13 protein-coding genes, 1 pseudogene and 1 other annotated feature are annotated in these 15,451 nt (G+C 45.2%); of the genes and pseudogenes, 12 read left to right on the forward strand and 2 right to left on the reverse strand.

Features of this window, described 5'->3' with window-relative positions:
• From ACESPQ_RS12695 to ACESPQ_RS12735, 9 genes and pseudogenes are all read left to right on the forward strand, one after another.
• A pseudogene (locus ACESPQ_RS12695) lies at positions 1 to 278 on the forward strand (hypothetical protein); the annotation flags it as partial.
• A 589-nt stretch (positions 279 to 867) separates the two neighbouring features.
• Positions 868 to 1,590 (forward strand): DUF3196 family protein, encoded by a 723-nt coding sequence (locus ACESPQ_RS12700; protein WP_008727539.1) that lies wholly within the window; start codon positions 868 to 870, stop codon positions 1,588 to 1,590.
• A gap of 40 nt (positions 1,591 to 1,630) precedes the next feature.
• Positions 1,631 to 2,908: a trigger factor gene (gene tig, locus ACESPQ_RS12705; protein ID WP_002608564.1), complete on the forward strand. Its 1,278-nt coding sequence runs from the start codon at positions 1,631 to 1,633 to the stop codon at positions 2,906 to 2,908.
• A 60-nt stretch (positions 2,909 to 2,968) separates the two neighbouring features.
• Complete coding sequence (lon, locus tag ACESPQ_RS12710; RefSeq protein WP_002608565.1) at positions 2,969 to 5,293, forward strand: endopeptidase La; 2,325 nt, start codon at positions 2,969 to 2,971, stop codon at positions 5,291 to 5,293.
• 1 nt (position 5,294) lies between these two features.
• The gene (gene yihA / locus ACESPQ_RS12715) at positions 5,295 to 5,885 is read left to right on the forward strand and encodes a ribosome biogenesis GTP-binding protein YihA/YsxC (RefSeq protein ID WP_109770364.1); all 591 of its coding nucleotides are present in this window, start codon (positions 5,295 to 5,297) and stop codon (positions 5,883 to 5,885) included.
• A 744-nt stretch (positions 5,886 to 6,629) separates the two neighbouring features.
• Positions 6,630 to 6,902, forward strand: a complete 273-nt coding sequence (locus ACESPQ_RS12720; RefSeq protein ID WP_257271167.1) for a hypothetical protein — start codon at positions 6,630 to 6,632, stop codon at positions 6,900 to 6,902.
• A gap of 597 nt (positions 6,903 to 7,499) precedes the next feature.
• Positions 7,500 to 7,784, forward strand: a complete 285-nt coding sequence (locus ACESPQ_RS12725) for a DUF1648 domain-containing protein (RefSeq protein WP_008819469.1) — start codon at positions 7,500 to 7,502, stop codon at positions 7,782 to 7,784.
• Positions 7,785 to 7,788: 4 nt separating this feature from the next.
• A complete protein-coding gene (locus ACESPQ_RS12730; protein ID WP_008819468.1) occupies positions 7,789 to 8,079 on the forward strand; it encodes an autorepressor SdpR family transcription factor in 291 nt (96 codons plus the stop codon).
• The gene (locus ACESPQ_RS12735; protein WP_002608571.1) at positions 8,069 to 8,650 is read left to right on the forward strand and encodes an SdpI family protein; all 582 of its coding nucleotides are present in this window, start codon (positions 8,069 to 8,071) and stop codon (positions 8,648 to 8,650) included. Before ACESPQ_RS12730 ends, ACESPQ_RS12735 begins: the two co-directional genes overlap by 11 nt.
• Before the next feature lie 47 nt (positions 8,651 to 8,697).
• On the opposite strand, the gene ACESPQ_RS12740 is transcribed toward ACESPQ_RS12735, so the two are convergent.
• Positions 8,698 to 9,324 carry a hypothetical protein gene (locus tag ACESPQ_RS12740; RefSeq protein WP_002608572.1) on the reverse strand — a complete coding sequence of 209 codons (627 nt, stop codon included), beginning with the start codon at positions 9,322 to 9,324 and terminating at the stop codon, positions 8,698 to 8,700.
• 195 nt (positions 9,325 to 9,519) lie between these two features.
• Between ACESPQ_RS12740 and ACESPQ_RS12745 the strand changes: the two genes are divergently transcribed.
• From ACESPQ_RS12745 to ACESPQ_RS12755, 3 genes are all read left to right on the forward strand, one after another.
• Positions 9,520 to 10,239: a hypothetical protein gene (locus tag ACESPQ_RS12745; RefSeq protein WP_008819466.1), complete on the forward strand. Its 720-nt coding sequence runs from the start codon at positions 9,520 to 9,522 to the stop codon at positions 10,237 to 10,239.
• A 514-nt stretch (positions 10,240 to 10,753) separates the two neighbouring features.
• Positions 10,754 to 10,964 (forward strand) — a binding site (T-box leader).
• A gap of 32 nt (positions 10,965 to 10,996) precedes the next feature.
• The gene (locus ACESPQ_RS12750) at positions 10,997 to 11,566 is read left to right on the forward strand and encodes a GNAT family N-acetyltransferase (protein WP_002608574.1); all 570 of its coding nucleotides are present in this window, start codon (positions 10,997 to 10,999) and stop codon (positions 11,564 to 11,566) included.
• A 14-nt stretch (positions 11,567 to 11,580) separates the two neighbouring features.
• A complete protein-coding gene (locus ACESPQ_RS12755; protein WP_118002302.1) occupies positions 11,581 to 14,205 on the forward strand; it encodes a valine--tRNA ligase in 2,625 nt (874 codons plus the stop codon).
• Between the two features lie 182 nt (positions 14,206 to 14,387).
• Here ACESPQ_RS12755 and ACESPQ_RS12760 read toward each other — a convergent pair whose 3' ends face one another.
• Complete coding sequence (locus ACESPQ_RS12760; protein WP_373144441.1) at positions 14,388 to 15,284, reverse strand: HD-GYP domain-containing protein; 897 nt, start codon at positions 15,282 to 15,284, stop codon at positions 14,388 to 14,390.
• Positions 15,285 to 15,451: the final 167 nt, after the last annotated feature.

A 15,451-nucleotide genomic window follows, 5' to 3' on the forward strand; every position in this document is an offset into this window, starting at 1 on the left:
TGATACTGTATCATATATCTTTTATTATGGCTCATCATATAATAAATAAAAAGCCAAAGGGAAAGGGTAAGAAAAAACAGTATTCTTATGCGATAAACAAAAAAATGGCGATACATCATTGTCGCTATTTTATCCAGCATTATAAAAGAAAAGGCGGTCACCCGCCTGATCTTGAAACTCTCATTTCACAAGATATCTTACCAATCCGCCAAAATCGAAAATGTAAGAGGCTTATGAAATCACAAACGCTAGTATGTTTCAACTACCGCTTTTCTTAATACGATATAATTATAACTCAAAAGTTTATAAATTGCTTGAAAAATCTTCTTTTTGTCATGCATTTTTTTCAGAATACTCTTAATCCTATCAGAATGAGATAAAATAAAACCGCATCCTGTTTGTTTTCATCCTCTTAACTTAATGACATTGTCCGCTGAGGTGGCTTTCATATGGAAAAAGAAGCTTAGACCGTCACTTATATAATATATAGGAAAGGCATCTGTTTTCAGAAGGTAAATTGCCGTGGATGCTCACTTGCTTTTGGGGTTAATCGTAAAAAACGTCCCGGCTGCTTCCGCATGTTTCCTGGAATGTGTGCGCTGTTACGGATACAGCGGGAATCAAGACGAGGCTTCATGACTGCTCAGGGACGGCAGGCGGAATCAAGCTGTATATGCTCACACAGCAAGGTGTGCTATCGATGCGTTATGCGAACGTGCGAAACGAATGAGTGTTTTCGAAGATTTTGTCAGGATTATGTGAAACTGTAGAGAAATGTTACGAAAATGGGATCAGAAGCTACTTTATAATTGATAAAAACGAGCGATTATGCTATATTAGTGTATGTTTAGTCGTAAAGGAGAAACCATGGATACTTATTATGAGGATATTCTAAAAAAGGTGGAAACTCTGATGAAGGATGCGCAGTTTGCCGAAGCATATGCCATTCTGGATGAGGAACTCTCCATGCCGTATATTCCAAGGGAATATGAGGAACCATTGATCGCATACTATAACCAGTGTCGCAGTGAGTGTAAATGGAAAGATACCGCAGTTCGGGAAGAGGACATTGAAACTCTGCTGAAAGGTTCTCTGGAGGAAGCGTTTCTTGCGATTGAACAGCTGAAAAAAAGTAATATTCGTAATCACATGGATGCTGTGGCGGACTATCTGTCTCAAAACCCGCACTATCTGGTTCGTTCTCTGATGATCGAAGCCATGATGGAACAAAACATTACCGATGAGGTCAGTGTGGATATCGACGGTCTTGAGGTTACCTTCTCTCCGTGCAGTCTGGATGCGCCTATGGAAAGCGAGGGGGCACTGGAAGCGGTGAATTATCTGAAGGACTGGTTTGAAAACGACAATCCGACATTTACGATGATGTGTGTGGAAACTTTGGTGAAGGAGGCGTATCTACGTCTGCCCTTCAATATTGAAGAGGATGAGGCACTGCCGCTGGCTGCTGCTGTGACTGCCTATGTGTTTCATGCCTATGAGGAACATGAGGCATGGATGCTCTTTGAGGAAGAAAAAGGTCTTGCACAATACAGGGGTTATGAATTATTATTAAGGAAGCATGAAATGTAATGCTGTGTGCGAAGAGATTGATACGTAGGAGGTATGAACAATGAGTTCAACATGGGAATTAAAAGAAAAATCAACAGGTGAATTAACAGCGACTGTCGAAGGTGATACCTGGAAGGATGCTCAGAAAAAAGCATTCAGAAAACTGGCAAAGAAAGTAAATCTGCCGGGATTCCGTCCGGGTCAGGCTCCTGAGAAACTGGTAAGAAAGCAGATCAGCTCTCAGAATATATTGATGGAAGCAATCGATGAGGTTGCAGGAGATGCATTAAGTGCAGGAATCAAGGAACATGATTTGTGGGTGATTTCCCGTCCGGCACTGGATATCGAAAGCATCGATGAGGATAAGGTAACATTCAAATTCAACGTAACAGTAAAGCCGGAGGTGAAGCTGGGAGCATACAAGGGCCTGGATATCACAAAGGAAGCTGTTGAAGTAAGCGATGCGGATGTTGAAGAGGAAATCACACGTCTGCAGGAGCGTTTTGCGGATCTTGTAGTGAAAGAAGAAGGCAAGGTTGAAAACGGAGATACTGCTGTGATTGACTTTGAAGGCTTCAAGGAAGGTGTTGCATTCGAAGGCGGTAAGGGAGAAGCATACCCGCTCGTAATTGGAAGCGGAAGCTTTATTCCGGGCTTTGAAGAACAGGTTCTGGGCATGGGAATTGAAGAAACAAAGGATATCAATGTAACCTTCCCGGAAGATTATCAGGCAGAGGAGCTTGCAGGTCAGCCGGTTGTCTTTAAGGTGACTGTTCACGAAATCAAATCCAAGGTACTTCCGGAAGCAGATGATGAACTGGTAAAACAGGCAGAAATCGAAAATGTGGAAACACTGGAAGCATTCAAGGAATATTCCCGTAAAAACCTTGAAGAAAGCAAGAAAAACCAGGCGGAGCAGAAATTTGAAAATGAAATTCTGACAGCCGTTACAGAAAATGCCGAGGTGGAAATTCCACAGGTTATGATCGAAGAGGAAACAGACAGCCTTGTGCGTGATTTCGAACAGCGTCTGCAGTCTCAGGGATTCGGTCTGGAGCAGTTCAAGCAGGTAACTGGGCAGACAGATGAAATGATTCGTGAGGAAATGGGCAAGGATGCCTTCAATAAAGTAAAAGTGCGTTTAGTTCTGGAAGCTATTGCAGCGGAAGAAAAGATTGAAATAAGTGAAGAGGATGTCAACAATGAGCTGGAAAATATCGCCAATATGTATCAAATGCCGGTTGAGCAGGTAAAACAGTTGATTTCCAACGATGCGGTGTCGTATGATTTACGTATCCGCAAAGCATTAGAGCTTGTCAAAGAAGCAACGGGCAAGTAATCATGCTGCAAAAGACGCTGGAGCGCGTCTTTTTTGCCTATGGAAAGGAGTGTAGGAATCATGAATGAAAACGATGCAAATCCAATTGTACAGCTTCCTTTGGTCTGTACGCGCGGTGTTGTAGTGTTTCCGAATCAGGAAGTCATCATCGATGTCGGTAGAGAAAAGTCTACGCGTGCAGTAGAAGAAGCACAGGAAAAATACGAAAGTCAGGTCGTTCTGGTAGCACAGCGGGATCTGGCACTGGAAGAGCCTGATGTGAATGACGTATATTCCTATGGTACTCTTTGTCAGATCAAGCATATCCGCAGAATGGATGGTTATCTGCGTGTGAAGTTCAGAGGTATGCAGCGTGTGGAGCTGCATACGATCATCAACGATGATACACTGATGAGTGTAACGGCGGAAGTCAAAACCGATATTGCGCAGGATCCGATGGAAGAGGTTGCTCTGGTAAGAAAAATCGCCAAGCAGTTTGAAGAAATCGAGGCGGTTTCCCAGACCATTCCGAAAGAAATGATCAATGAACTGGCAAAGGGCGTTTCCGCACCTGTGCTTTCTGATCAGATAGCACAGCTGTTTCCTTTTACGCTTGAAAAGCGACAGGAGCTGCTGGAAACATTAGGTGTGAATGAGCGTCTGTACCTGATTCTTCAGGAAATCGAGAGTGAAAAGGAATTATCACAGATTGAGAATAAAATCAATGACAAGGTAAAAACAAGAATTGAGGAAAGTCAGAAGGAATACTACCTGCGGGAGAAGATGCGTGCCATCAAGGAAGAGCTTGGTGATGTGCCGGATACCGATAAGGATGTGGATGCGATTCGCAAGCGTCTGGAAGAAAATCCGTACCCTGACAGCATTAAGGATAAGATCAGAGATGAACTGTCCCGCTATGAAATGCTGCCAGCCGCAAGTGGAGAAACCGGTGTTATCAAAACGTATATCGACTGGATGATGGATCTGCCGTGGTGGCAGGAATCCAGGGACAACGAGGATCTGAATCTGGCAAGTGAGATTCTGGATGCGGATCATTACGGTCTGGAAAAAATCAAGGAGCGTATTCTGGAGTATCTGGCTGTCAAGCAGATGACGAATTCTCTTCGTGCACCGATTATCTGTCTGGTTGGTCCTCCCGGTGTCGGTAAAACATCCCTTGCGAAATCCGTCGCAAGAGCACTCGACCGCAAATTTGTGAAAATATCACTGGGTGGTGTGAAGGATGAATCTGAAATCAGAGGACACCGCAGAACCTATCTGGGAAGTATGCCGGGAAGATTTATTCAGGCAATGAAAAAAGCAGGGACAGTGAATCCTGTCTTCCTGATTGATGAAATCGACAAGATGGCAAGTGATTACAAGGGCGATCCTGCGAGTGCCATGCTGGAGGTATTGGATCCGGAACAGAACTCTCTTTTCTCCGATCACTATATCGAAGAGCCGTATGACTTAAGCAAGGTACTCTTTATCGCAACGGCAAATTATCTGGAGAATATACCAAATGCATTGCGTGACCGTCTGGAAATCATCGAGCTCAGCTCCTATACCGAGCTGGAGAAAATCGAGATTGCCAAGCGTCATCTGGTGCCGAAGCAGATCAAGGAAAACGGTTTGAAAACATCGCAGCTGAAAATCGATGATGAAATGATCAGCTTCCTGATTCGATATTATACAAGAGAAAGCGGTGTTCGACAGCTGGAGCGTGTGATTGCAACCGTCTGCCGTAAGAGTGTGCTGGCAATCCTGAAGGACAATAAGCGCAGTATCAAGGTAACCAAAAAGTTGGTGAAGGAATGGCTCGGTCATGAGAAATTCGAATACGGCAAGCGGGAAACAAAGGATCAGATCGGTACGGTTACCGGCCTGGCATATACCTCCTTCGGAGGCGATGTGCTGCAGGTTGAGGTCAATCATTTTGAAGGTAAGGGAAAACTGGTCATCACCGGTCAGCTAGGGGATGTCATGAAGGAATCCGCAACCATTGCCTATGATTATGTACGCGCCAATGCCAAAAAATACAAAATCCAGCCGGAGGTGTTCGAAAAGAACGATATTCATATCCACGTACCGGAAGGGGCCGTTCCAAAGGATGGACCAAGCGCCGGTGTAACGCTGACAACCGCTCTGGTATCCTCTTTGAGCGATACGCCGGTCAAAGCCAATCTGGCAATGACTGGAGAGGTCACACTGCGTGGAAATGTCCTGCCAATCGGCGGTCTGAAGGAAAAATCCATGGCGGCACATCGTTGTGGAATTACGACAATCGTCATTCCAAAGGCCAATGTCAAGGATTTGGATGATGTACCGGCAACGGTAAAGGAAAGTGTCAACTTCGTACCTGTGGAACGTGTGTCTCAGGTGCTGGATGTTGCCCTGGTTAAATAGCATGATACAATTTCAGAAAGCGGAGCTGGTCATTTCCGCACCGGATAAGAAATCATGGCCGGATACGACACTGCCGGAAATTGTTCTGGCTGGCCGAAGCAATGTCGGCAAAAGCAGCTTCATCAATGCCATGTGCGGACGCAAAAAGCTGGCCTATGTCGGGAATACGCCCGGCAAGACCAGACTGCTGAATTTCTTCAATCTGGATGACAAGTATATGTTTGTAGATGTTCCCGGATACGGCTATGCGAATATCTCGAAAGCACAGCTGATCAAATTCGGACAGATGATGGAGGATTATTTCTCTGAGCGAACGCAGAAAAAAGGTGTTGTGATTCTTGTGGATGCCAGACATAAGCCGACGGATGATGATATGACGATGCTGGAATTTGCCCGTTATTATGAAATCCCTGTTGCAGTTGTGGCAACTAAGTGCGATAAGGTGCCGCCGACCAAGCGCGCCCATCATTTCGCAAACATCCGTAAGACACTGAAGCTGAATGCGGATGAGCCCCTGTTTCCTTTCTCAGCTGTTGAAAAGCAGGGAATGGAGGAAATCTGGAGCTATCTCATACCGCTGTTCACTTCCTGATAAGAAGCACCCGGAGTCTTCTCTAACTAGAGGAGGCTCTTTTTTTAACAGCGTAAAAAAGGAAAGTAAGCGTTGGATATCGAAATTCGCGTAAGATGCGCAAAATCCTATAATAAGTTGTAACTGTAAAGGGAATGTCATATAATGAAGTTAACCATAAATAGGAGCGACCCATGGAGGAGTGCTTATGTATACAGATGATAGCAAAATCTGTCATACTGCCTTGTGATGTGTATGCGGATGGGAAATATGCTGCCCATCATAGAAGGTCCGGTATGCTCCTGCTATGCTATTTTGATCAGGATAGCATACGGGTTGAACATTTCTTGCAGCAACATAGAAATGAAAGCAGTCTGTGTATACCCTATTGTGACATTGATCATATTGATGTGCCAATTTCTCGAATACCTTACGGCAGTCTGTATGGAGTCCGATATCATATCACCTTGAATTTCATCGTATAGCAAACAGATGGGGGAAGCTGCGAGATAGAATCCACTGCATTTTCTTTAATCGACGATTTGCAAACGCTGCTGCGTGAGAAAGGAATACCTCTCTTCGATATCATTGCAATGACAGATATCCTATACGTGCTGTCTCTATTGAAGAACTTCAGGTATAACTGAATGAAAACTATGAACTGTATATGAAAAAGTATGGGATTGGCAATATGAGAATCACAACGAAGTGGAAAGCCTGATACATGCAGATGTACGGTAAAAATATGAAGAAGGAGGAGATGCCATGGAAACGCTACTGGAAATTATTATGGAAATCGTAATGGAAGGAACATTGTATACTGCAGGAAACAAGAAAATTTCTCTCTGGATTCGCGTACCGCTGATCTTGGTATTGCTGCTGTTTTTCGGCTTTATCATTGCGGGCAGCTTTCTGACAGGCATAATCATTGTGAAGAAAGAGGGGTTTTTCAAGGGTCTGATCATGCTTGGTATCTCCGTTCTGATGCTGGGAGCCCTGATAAAACTGATTGTTGATCATAGAAAAAATTGGAAGTAGTCTTTAAAACACCCTAACAGGGGCAAGAAATGTTTTGAAGTGCAAAGGCATGTGATAGCACGCTTTGCGCCTTTTTTGTAGGGATAGTATTTAAAAAATATGAATATATTTGTATATCCATGTAAGGGACATTGGCAGGCAGCTATGCTGCATGGACTTGATAGCCGAAGACAGGAAGCAGGATGTAAGTGTTTGCGTGTGTTCGGGACATCCTTTTGTTGCTGTCACAGTTTTTCAGAATAAAAGAAATATCGCATTTGTTAGAAAGCAGGTTCTTTCTTACTTTAGGGTGTTTGCGAAAGGGAGACTTCAACTTCTATTGATAACTACAATCGTATGGATGTCTCCCTATGTTAAGTTTACCCACAATCGAGAAAGAACCAGAAAGCGATACGATACGTTCTTTTACATTTGCATCGTAGTCTGATTGTTAACAGGTGAATTTTACAGGTATGCACTTGCCGTGAATTGTGAAGACTCTGTATTGATTTAGATTTGCTTGGTTTAGATTTGTTCTGCCAGCTATTGACAGTTTACTGGAATCATATTATTATATATTTAACTAATTAGTTAAATAAAGAAACAGGAGGAATTCTTATGGTGTTCTTGAAAAAATACGGTGCTTATGGTATTCCGGTGTGCTTACTGCTTGTTTCCCTGCTGTTGTATCCACGCCTGCCAAATGAGCTTCCGATGCAGTTCAGCTTGAGCGGTGAGGTAAATCGAACCATGAATAAGGAATTCGCAATTTGGTGTATTCCTGTACTGGAGGCTGTTATTCTTCTGTATACCGATTGCACGGATAACCGTATTGCAGGACTTGCGATTGCAATTCTGCTGACAATCATTCAGCTGGGCATTATGCTGCTGGTTATGAGGTAAGTATATGGATATGTTTAAAGCGATGGCAGATCCGACAAGACGGCGGATTCTGCAGCTGCTGAGTGAAAAAAATCTAAGTGCCGGAGAGATTGCTGAAGAATTCACAATGTCAAAGCCGGCCATATCCAAGCATCTGGATATATTGAAGACCAGTGAGCTAATCACCTGTGAAAAACAGGGACAGTATGTAATTTATGCGATCAACACATCTGCTGTGGAACAGATGTACTGCCGCTTTCTGGATGTGTTTGATGGAATGTCCTTTCATGGAAAGGCGCAGAAGCATGAAAAATGATCGCTGGATGATGCTTTGCTGTGGAGGTATTCTGCTCTGCGTGTGTGTCTCACCATGGCTTCCCTATACGGAATGGGGAATTCTGCTATTCTCTGTCCTCAGTGCTCTTCGGCTGTATTTTGCGAATGATGTGATAACCGGACTCGATCAGGCAAATCCGAAGAACCGTACCGTACAGGAAATGGCTGTGGTATGCATGTTTTTTATTATGATGATGGCGGTAATCGCTGCTTTATATGCATGCGGACAGCTACAGGAAGCTGTAAAAGATAAACTGCAGTTTTCCATGGTGCTGTTTCTGGTACTGGTATATGGAAACGCTGCACCAAAGCTTCCCTTTAATCGTCATCTTGGTCTTCGGCTGCCATGGACGACGGCAGATGAAAATACGTGGCGGTATGCACATCGCATCTGCGGCTATATGAGCTTTCCGACAGCTTTTTTCATGCTGTGCGGATTTGCAATGCACCATACCGGTGTTCAGGCAACTGCTTTTGGGTTTGGCTTTGTCGGGATTCCGGCATTCCTATCCTATCGTTATGATCAGAAACAGAAAAAAGACAGAATCTAAACGGTTTGCAGGTCGGCGAACTGTTTTAGGATTCTGTCATTTCTATATTATTTTTCTTCTACCGCAAGAATCAGCTCTTTCGCATAGGGCAGTGATGCGATCCAGTCGCACACGGTATGCCATTCATCCAGCTTGTGGTTTCTTCTTGCATAATAAATGTTCATCAGCGTTTCATAATTCAGCGTACAGGTACGCATCTGATGGTAGCTGCTCGGCAGCAGCTGAATCATACTGTACCAGGTTTCCTTATCCTTTGTTTCCAGATAGTCTTTCCGCAGATCCTCCAGGACGGAAACGGTATGTGCCAGCGCCTCCTGTGCCTGTGTATTCATACGCTCATGGGAAAAATCATCCAGCGTAAAGGGCTTGCTGGCAATCTTGTGCATGGTGGAGGTGGAGTTGGCCACGGTTGCCACCTTGTATGTATCGTATTCCTTCCACCAGTACAGCGGGGCAGTAAAATCGACAGAAACAAATATCTGACGGATGAATTTACGGTGATCACTGCCTGCACGTGCCAGACGCTGTGCCAGATTCAGATCGTTTGGTCCCATAATGAAGTTTCCCTGTTCATCATAAAAGCTATCCATGCGATTCCAGCTGTTCATCGGATTACGGGCACCGCGAATGGCATTTTCAAAATTCATTACACTTGTTCTTTCAATGGTAATCATGTTAACATCCTCATTTCTTTCCAATCCATTCTATCATATTTTGTCACTTGTGGACAGAAAAAGACCAAGAATTTAAAAACGGCAGTCAGGCTGGCGGAAGCAGTGCAGCCTGGCAAAGAGCAGACCTGCAAGGAATCTGTACAGGCAGGCATACTTTGTGTTTCTGCGGCATACATAATGATAGGAGGCTACGCTATGAAAACAATGAAAATAGAAAAAGAGCTGCAGTTCGCAGATCAGGTCAAGGAGCCGCGTTCCCTGCAGGTACGGGAATCACTGGAATACCATAAGGAAGCAGAGGGCATTCGTGCAGTAGGTCCCCTGCGTGTACAGGGAAGCTATGTGAATGATGAGGGTGAGCTGCAGGAATATGAGGAAGTATTGGATATGGATGTACTTGCACCGAATCACAAGCTGTCACAGGAGCGTTTTTATCTTGATATACAGGAATATCAGAGTGTTCCTGCCAATGGCGGTTTGAATTTGACGATTCTTATGGGAATTCACGGATTGCAGGAGCAGCCGGCACCTGTTCAACAGACGGTTGTTGAACAAGACAATGTGCAGCCGGAGTTTTCAGCATCCCGGCAGCCGGCACCTGCTCAGCCAGAGATGCAGGACAATACCCTGCATACACTTGAACAGCTGTCTGCTACAGGCTCGCAGGAAAATGAAGAAGTGGCACAGGAGGAAGAGACACCACAGGAATCGGACACCACAGCGATGTCGGAATTTGAAGATTTGTTCGAAGACGATGAAACAACGTATACATCCTACCGTATGGTCGTCGCCAGAGGGAATGACTCCTATGGAACCATAGCACAGCGCTATGATGTGAAGGAAGATGCTTTGCGTCTGGCCAATAACAATAAGGAAGTAAACGAACGTACGCTGGTGATTCTTCCCTCTGTCTGAATTTGGCGGACGCATGAGTATATGAAATATGCAAGCAGTTTATGCGGGGACAAAAGCATCAATATAAATGGTGCTTTTGTTTTTTTTTGTATATCTGCGGTTTTCACCAGATGTCTGCCTTCTTTCACGCTCAGGAATATGTGAGGGAATGACTTTGTCGCCGGAATCGTGTGTGCAGTTGGGATATATGGATAGCATAAGCAGCCCCTGTGTATAGGACTTGACAGATTTTCTGTACAGGTTGTGAATGTTTCATTATCGTTAACTCATCCCCATTTTGCGCGCGGAAACACACGGCATGAATGCTGTCTTAAATTTCTTGTTTTATCATAAATTGGATGTTCTTTCACACTACCTGTCACGACATGCCGGTCAAGAGCCTTTACAGGAAGGAAACAGCTCCTTGATCCGATAATCAGCAAGAGATGCCTGTGTGTGGTGTTAAAAGCCTCAGCTGCCCGCAAAACTAAAAAAGAGGTTGAAAACCGCTGGACTTTTGTTTATAATAGAAAAGTAAAATGCGTTAGAAAAGAAGGAGTACCACAGATTTTCAGGTAGAGAGAGCTTTCGGCTGGTGGAAGAAAGTGCTGAAGCTGTGGGAAGGTAGTCTTGGAGCAGATATTCTGAAAGAGAAGTAGGAGTATTCGTGAAGCACGGCGTTAACGTGGTCAAGGCACAGCACAGCTGTGTAAAATAAGGTGGTACCACGTGAAAACGTCCTTTGCGGGACGCTTTTTTTATATTCGGAGGTGATGGTATGCGCTTGGATATGCCCTGTGTGGAAACTGCACATCTGCTGCTTCGTCCTGTAGAAGAAGGGGATGTATGTGATATGTTTGCCTATTACAGCGACCCTTTGGTCATGCGGTATTTATCTCTGCATCCTCATACGGATATAGAAGAGACACTGAACAGTATCCGCAGTTATTTTCTGACCTGGGAAAAGCGCGGTGTACCGCAGGCCTGGGTGATGGTACATAAGCATGATGACAAGGTGATCGGCAATCTGGATATCCATACCATTGATGGGGATATCGGCGAAATCGGTTATCTGATGCATCCGGATTACTGGAATCAGGGCTTGATGAGAGAAGCTGTCAGCGCGCTGGTGAAAGCTGGCTTTGCGCATGTCGGGCTGCGCCGCATGGAAGCCTATGTAGCTGTGGAGCATCCGGCGAGTGCAGCGGTTTTAAAGCATTGCGGCTTTGTACAGGAGGGAATCCTTCGCAAGCTGGCATTGCTGAGTGATGGACGATATCACGATATGGTGTTAATGAGCATTCTGAAAGAAGATATTCTTACAGAAAGCTTCCGTTTGGACAAGTAAAGGAGAAGTGCGTTATGAGAAAAACATTAGATGCGAAATATGATCATCTTCACGTTGAGATGGACCACTACAAAAGCTGGATCGATCACGGCTATTTCACAGCAGGAGATAAGAGCAAGGACCCCTTCTGCATCGTAATACCTCCACCCAATGTAACCGGAAAGCTGCACTTGGGACATGCATGGGATACCACCCTGCAGGATATTGTTTCCCGCTACAAGCGTATGCAGGGCTATGACATGCTGTGGCTGCCGGGCATGGATCATGCCGGGATTGCGACCCAGGCCAAGGTTGACGAGCGTCTGAAATCCGAAGGTATTTCACGATATGATATCGGGCGTGAGAAGTTTCTTGAGCGTGCATGGGAATGGAAGGAGGAGTATGCCTCCACGATTCGCAAGCAGTGGGCAAAGATGGGACTGTCCCTTGACTATTCCAGAGAACGCTTTACGCTGGATGAGGGACTGAGTGATGCGGTACGCAGAGTATTTGTGGACTTATACAATGATGGTCTGATTTATCAGGGAGAGCGTATCATCAACTGGGATCCGCAGGCTAAAACAGCACTTTCCAATATTGAGGTTATTCACAAGGAAATTGAAGGTGCGATGTACTATTTCAAATATAAGGTAGTGGAAACCGGAAAAGAGCTGGTGATTGCGACCACCCGTCCGGAAACCATGTTTGCGGATCAGGCGATTTTTGTACATCCGGAGGATGAACGTTATAAGAACATCGTCGGAATGCACGTTATTAACCCTGCCAATGGGGAAGAACTGCCAATCATGGCGGATGATTATATCGACATGTCCTTTGGTACGGCGGTTATGAAATGTACACCGGCACATGATCCGAATGACTTTGCTCTGGCGAAAAAATATCATCTGGCAATGCCGATCTGTATGCATCCGGATGGTACGATGAATGAAATGGCACACAAGTATGCAGGAATGGACCGTTTTGCTTGCCGTAAGGCACTGGTTGCCGATTTTGAAAAGGATGGTGTTGTGGATCATATCGAACAGCACATGCATCAGGTTGGACATTCGGAAAGAACCGGTGTCATTGTGGAGCCTTATCTTTCTAAGCAGTGGTTTGTCCGTATGGAGCCGCTGGCTGAAGAGGTATTAAAAAATCAGGAAATCGAAGAACAGAAAATTCACTTCTATCCGCAGCGCTTTGAAAAGACCTTCCATCAGTGGCTGGAAAATATCGAGGATTGGTGTATCTCCCGTCAGCTGTGGTGGGGACACCGCATTCCTGCCTGGTATCATAAGGAAACCGGTGAAATCTATGTAGGGATGGAGGATCCGCAGGATTTGGAAAACTGGATTCAGGATGAGGATGTTCTGGATACCTGGTTCTCCAGTGCACTGTGGCCGTTCTCCACGCTGGGCTGGCCGAAGGAGACGGATGATTTGAACCGTTACTTCCCGAATGACGTGCTTGTGACCGGCTATGATATCATTTTCTTCTGGGTTGCCCGTATGGCTTTCCAGACACGCTACTGCATGAAAAACCGTCCGTTTAAGGATGTATTGATTCACGGTCTGGTACGGGATGCGCAGGGACGTAAGATGAGTAAGTCGCTGGGCAACGGTATTGATCCGATGGATGTGATTGCGGATCACGGTGTCGATGCACTGCGCTTCTTTTTGACAACGAATTCCACACCGGGACAGGATTTGCGCTACATCGATGAAAAGGTCGAGGCAAGTGCGAACTTTATCAATAAAATATGGAATGCGAGCCGCTTTGTCCTCATGCAGATTCCAGAGGATATGGAGGTTTCCGACATTGATTTGAGCAATGCCTCCATGATCGACAAATGGATTTTGAAGCGCTTCAATGAGGTGCTGGAAAACGTGACGGCGAATATGGAAAAATATGAGTATGCGCTGGTTGGAAATGAGCTGTACAGCTTTATCTGGGATGATTTCTGCAGCTGGTATATCGAGCTGAGCAAGGCAGGTCTTTCCAGCGATGATGAAACACTGCGCAGGGCAGCACAGTCCACGCTGGTAACGGTGCTGAGCGGTATCGTACGTATGCTGCATCCGTTCATGCCGTTCGTGACAGAGGAAATCTATCTGGCAATTCCGCATACTCAGGAAAGCATCAATCTGGAGGCCTGGCCATGTGCAGTGGATGCGGCGATGAGCGAAGAGGAAATGACAGCGATTCGTCAGCTGATTACAATGATCGAGGCAGTGCGCAGTCTGAAGGTGGATTACAACCTGAAGCCGAGCATGGACATCGAGGTCATCATACGGGACGAAAACGGTAAGAATATGCCAAGTGTTTCCTATATCAATGCCATCCTGCAGAAGATGTGTCATGCGACATGGATCGATGAGGACAGCGCTGTGGAAATGGCAGTTCGTCCGATTCTGAACGGTACGCTGAATGTTCCGCTGGCCGCAATCATCAATGTGGAAGAGGAAATCGAAAAGCTGAGCAAGGAAATCAAACGTCTGCAGCAGGAAATCAAACGCGGAGAGGGCATGCTGAGCAATCCGAATTTCGTAAACAAGGCTCCCGAAGCAAAGGTCAACGCAGAGCGTGAAAAGCTGGAGGGTTACCGCTCCCAGTATGCGATCGTTGAAAAACAGCTGGAGGAAATGAAGAAGAAAGCATAGCTTTTCTATAAACGGGCATCTGCATATTATGATTCGTAAAAAAGCAGATGCCTTTTTCACATTTCTTACGGTACGTAAAGTCTTGCTGAGTGCTTGTTCTGCGCAAGGCTATTCCCTGTACGTATCCTTTCCAATGCATAAAGAAACCGGCAAATTTTGAAGTGCCGGTTTTTACTGTGACCTTATATCGAAATGGACAGTCGCTTTTCCCTTACCAGAATATGAAGTGCATGCAGAACATCCGAATCGTACAGCTGCCGCTCCTGTTCCATGATAGACAGAGCCTGTTCATAGCTGACGGGATTGTTGTAGGAGCGTTTACTCGTAATGGCATCAAACACATCCGCAACTGCAATGATGCGTGCATCCATCCGGATTGCATCTGCGTGCAGACCGCGGGGATATCCGCTTCCATCCATTCGTTCATGGTGCTGCAGGGCTATCTCTGCAATTATTTCTCCATGTAATTCCATCAGCAGCTGCCAGGAAGCCTGGGGATGCAGCTTGATAATGGAAAATTCCTCAGGAGTTAATCGTCCCGGCTTTTGCAGAATTTCAATTGGTGTATAATATTTACCAAGATCATGGAAGGTTGCGGCTGCGCCCAGTGTCAGAATATCATAGCCCGGATCCAGCTGCAATGCAATGGACATGGAAAGACTGCTGACCCGTCGGCTGTGTCCAATCGTATAGATATCCTTCAGTTCGACCTCCCGCAGCTTTTCAAAGCAGGCGTTGGTCGCATTCACCTTTTGATAGGAGCCGCTCGTACTGAACAGCATCAGACGGCAGGGTGTTTTGGAAATTCCGTGAATAGCAGTTGCTTCATAGCTAAACAGTGCGCTGTCATCCTTTTTTAAGGAAAAGACTTCACTGCTGGATTGAAACTGCATTTCTCCCTCCAGCATGTATAATACAAATACTGCATCCCGTTCGTTTTCCTCCCATGTGATACCAATATGGGTATCGCTGCGAATATTATACAGTCCGGTCTGCAGTTGCTGTACGGCATGGATTTCTTCAGCATTCTGGGGACCCTGCTCCCAGAAGCTTTGGTTATGCTTGATTTCTACTGTCATAATGTGCCCTCTTCCGTGTTTAGTAAAAGTATAGCATAAATTTATAAAAGTTAGTATTTTTGTCCGAAATACCTGTAGAAAATAATATTGCATCCCATACGCGGAAATATGGAATTCCATTACTATTACATTGCATAATCGTGGCTACTGAGTGTGTACGTAAATAA

It is taken from the genome of Clostridium sp. HGF2 (genome assembly GCF_964240115.1).
Lineage (GTDB): Bacteria > Bacillota_I > Bacilli_A > Erysipelotrichales > Erysipelotrichaceae > Clostridium_AQ > Clostridium_AQ innocuum.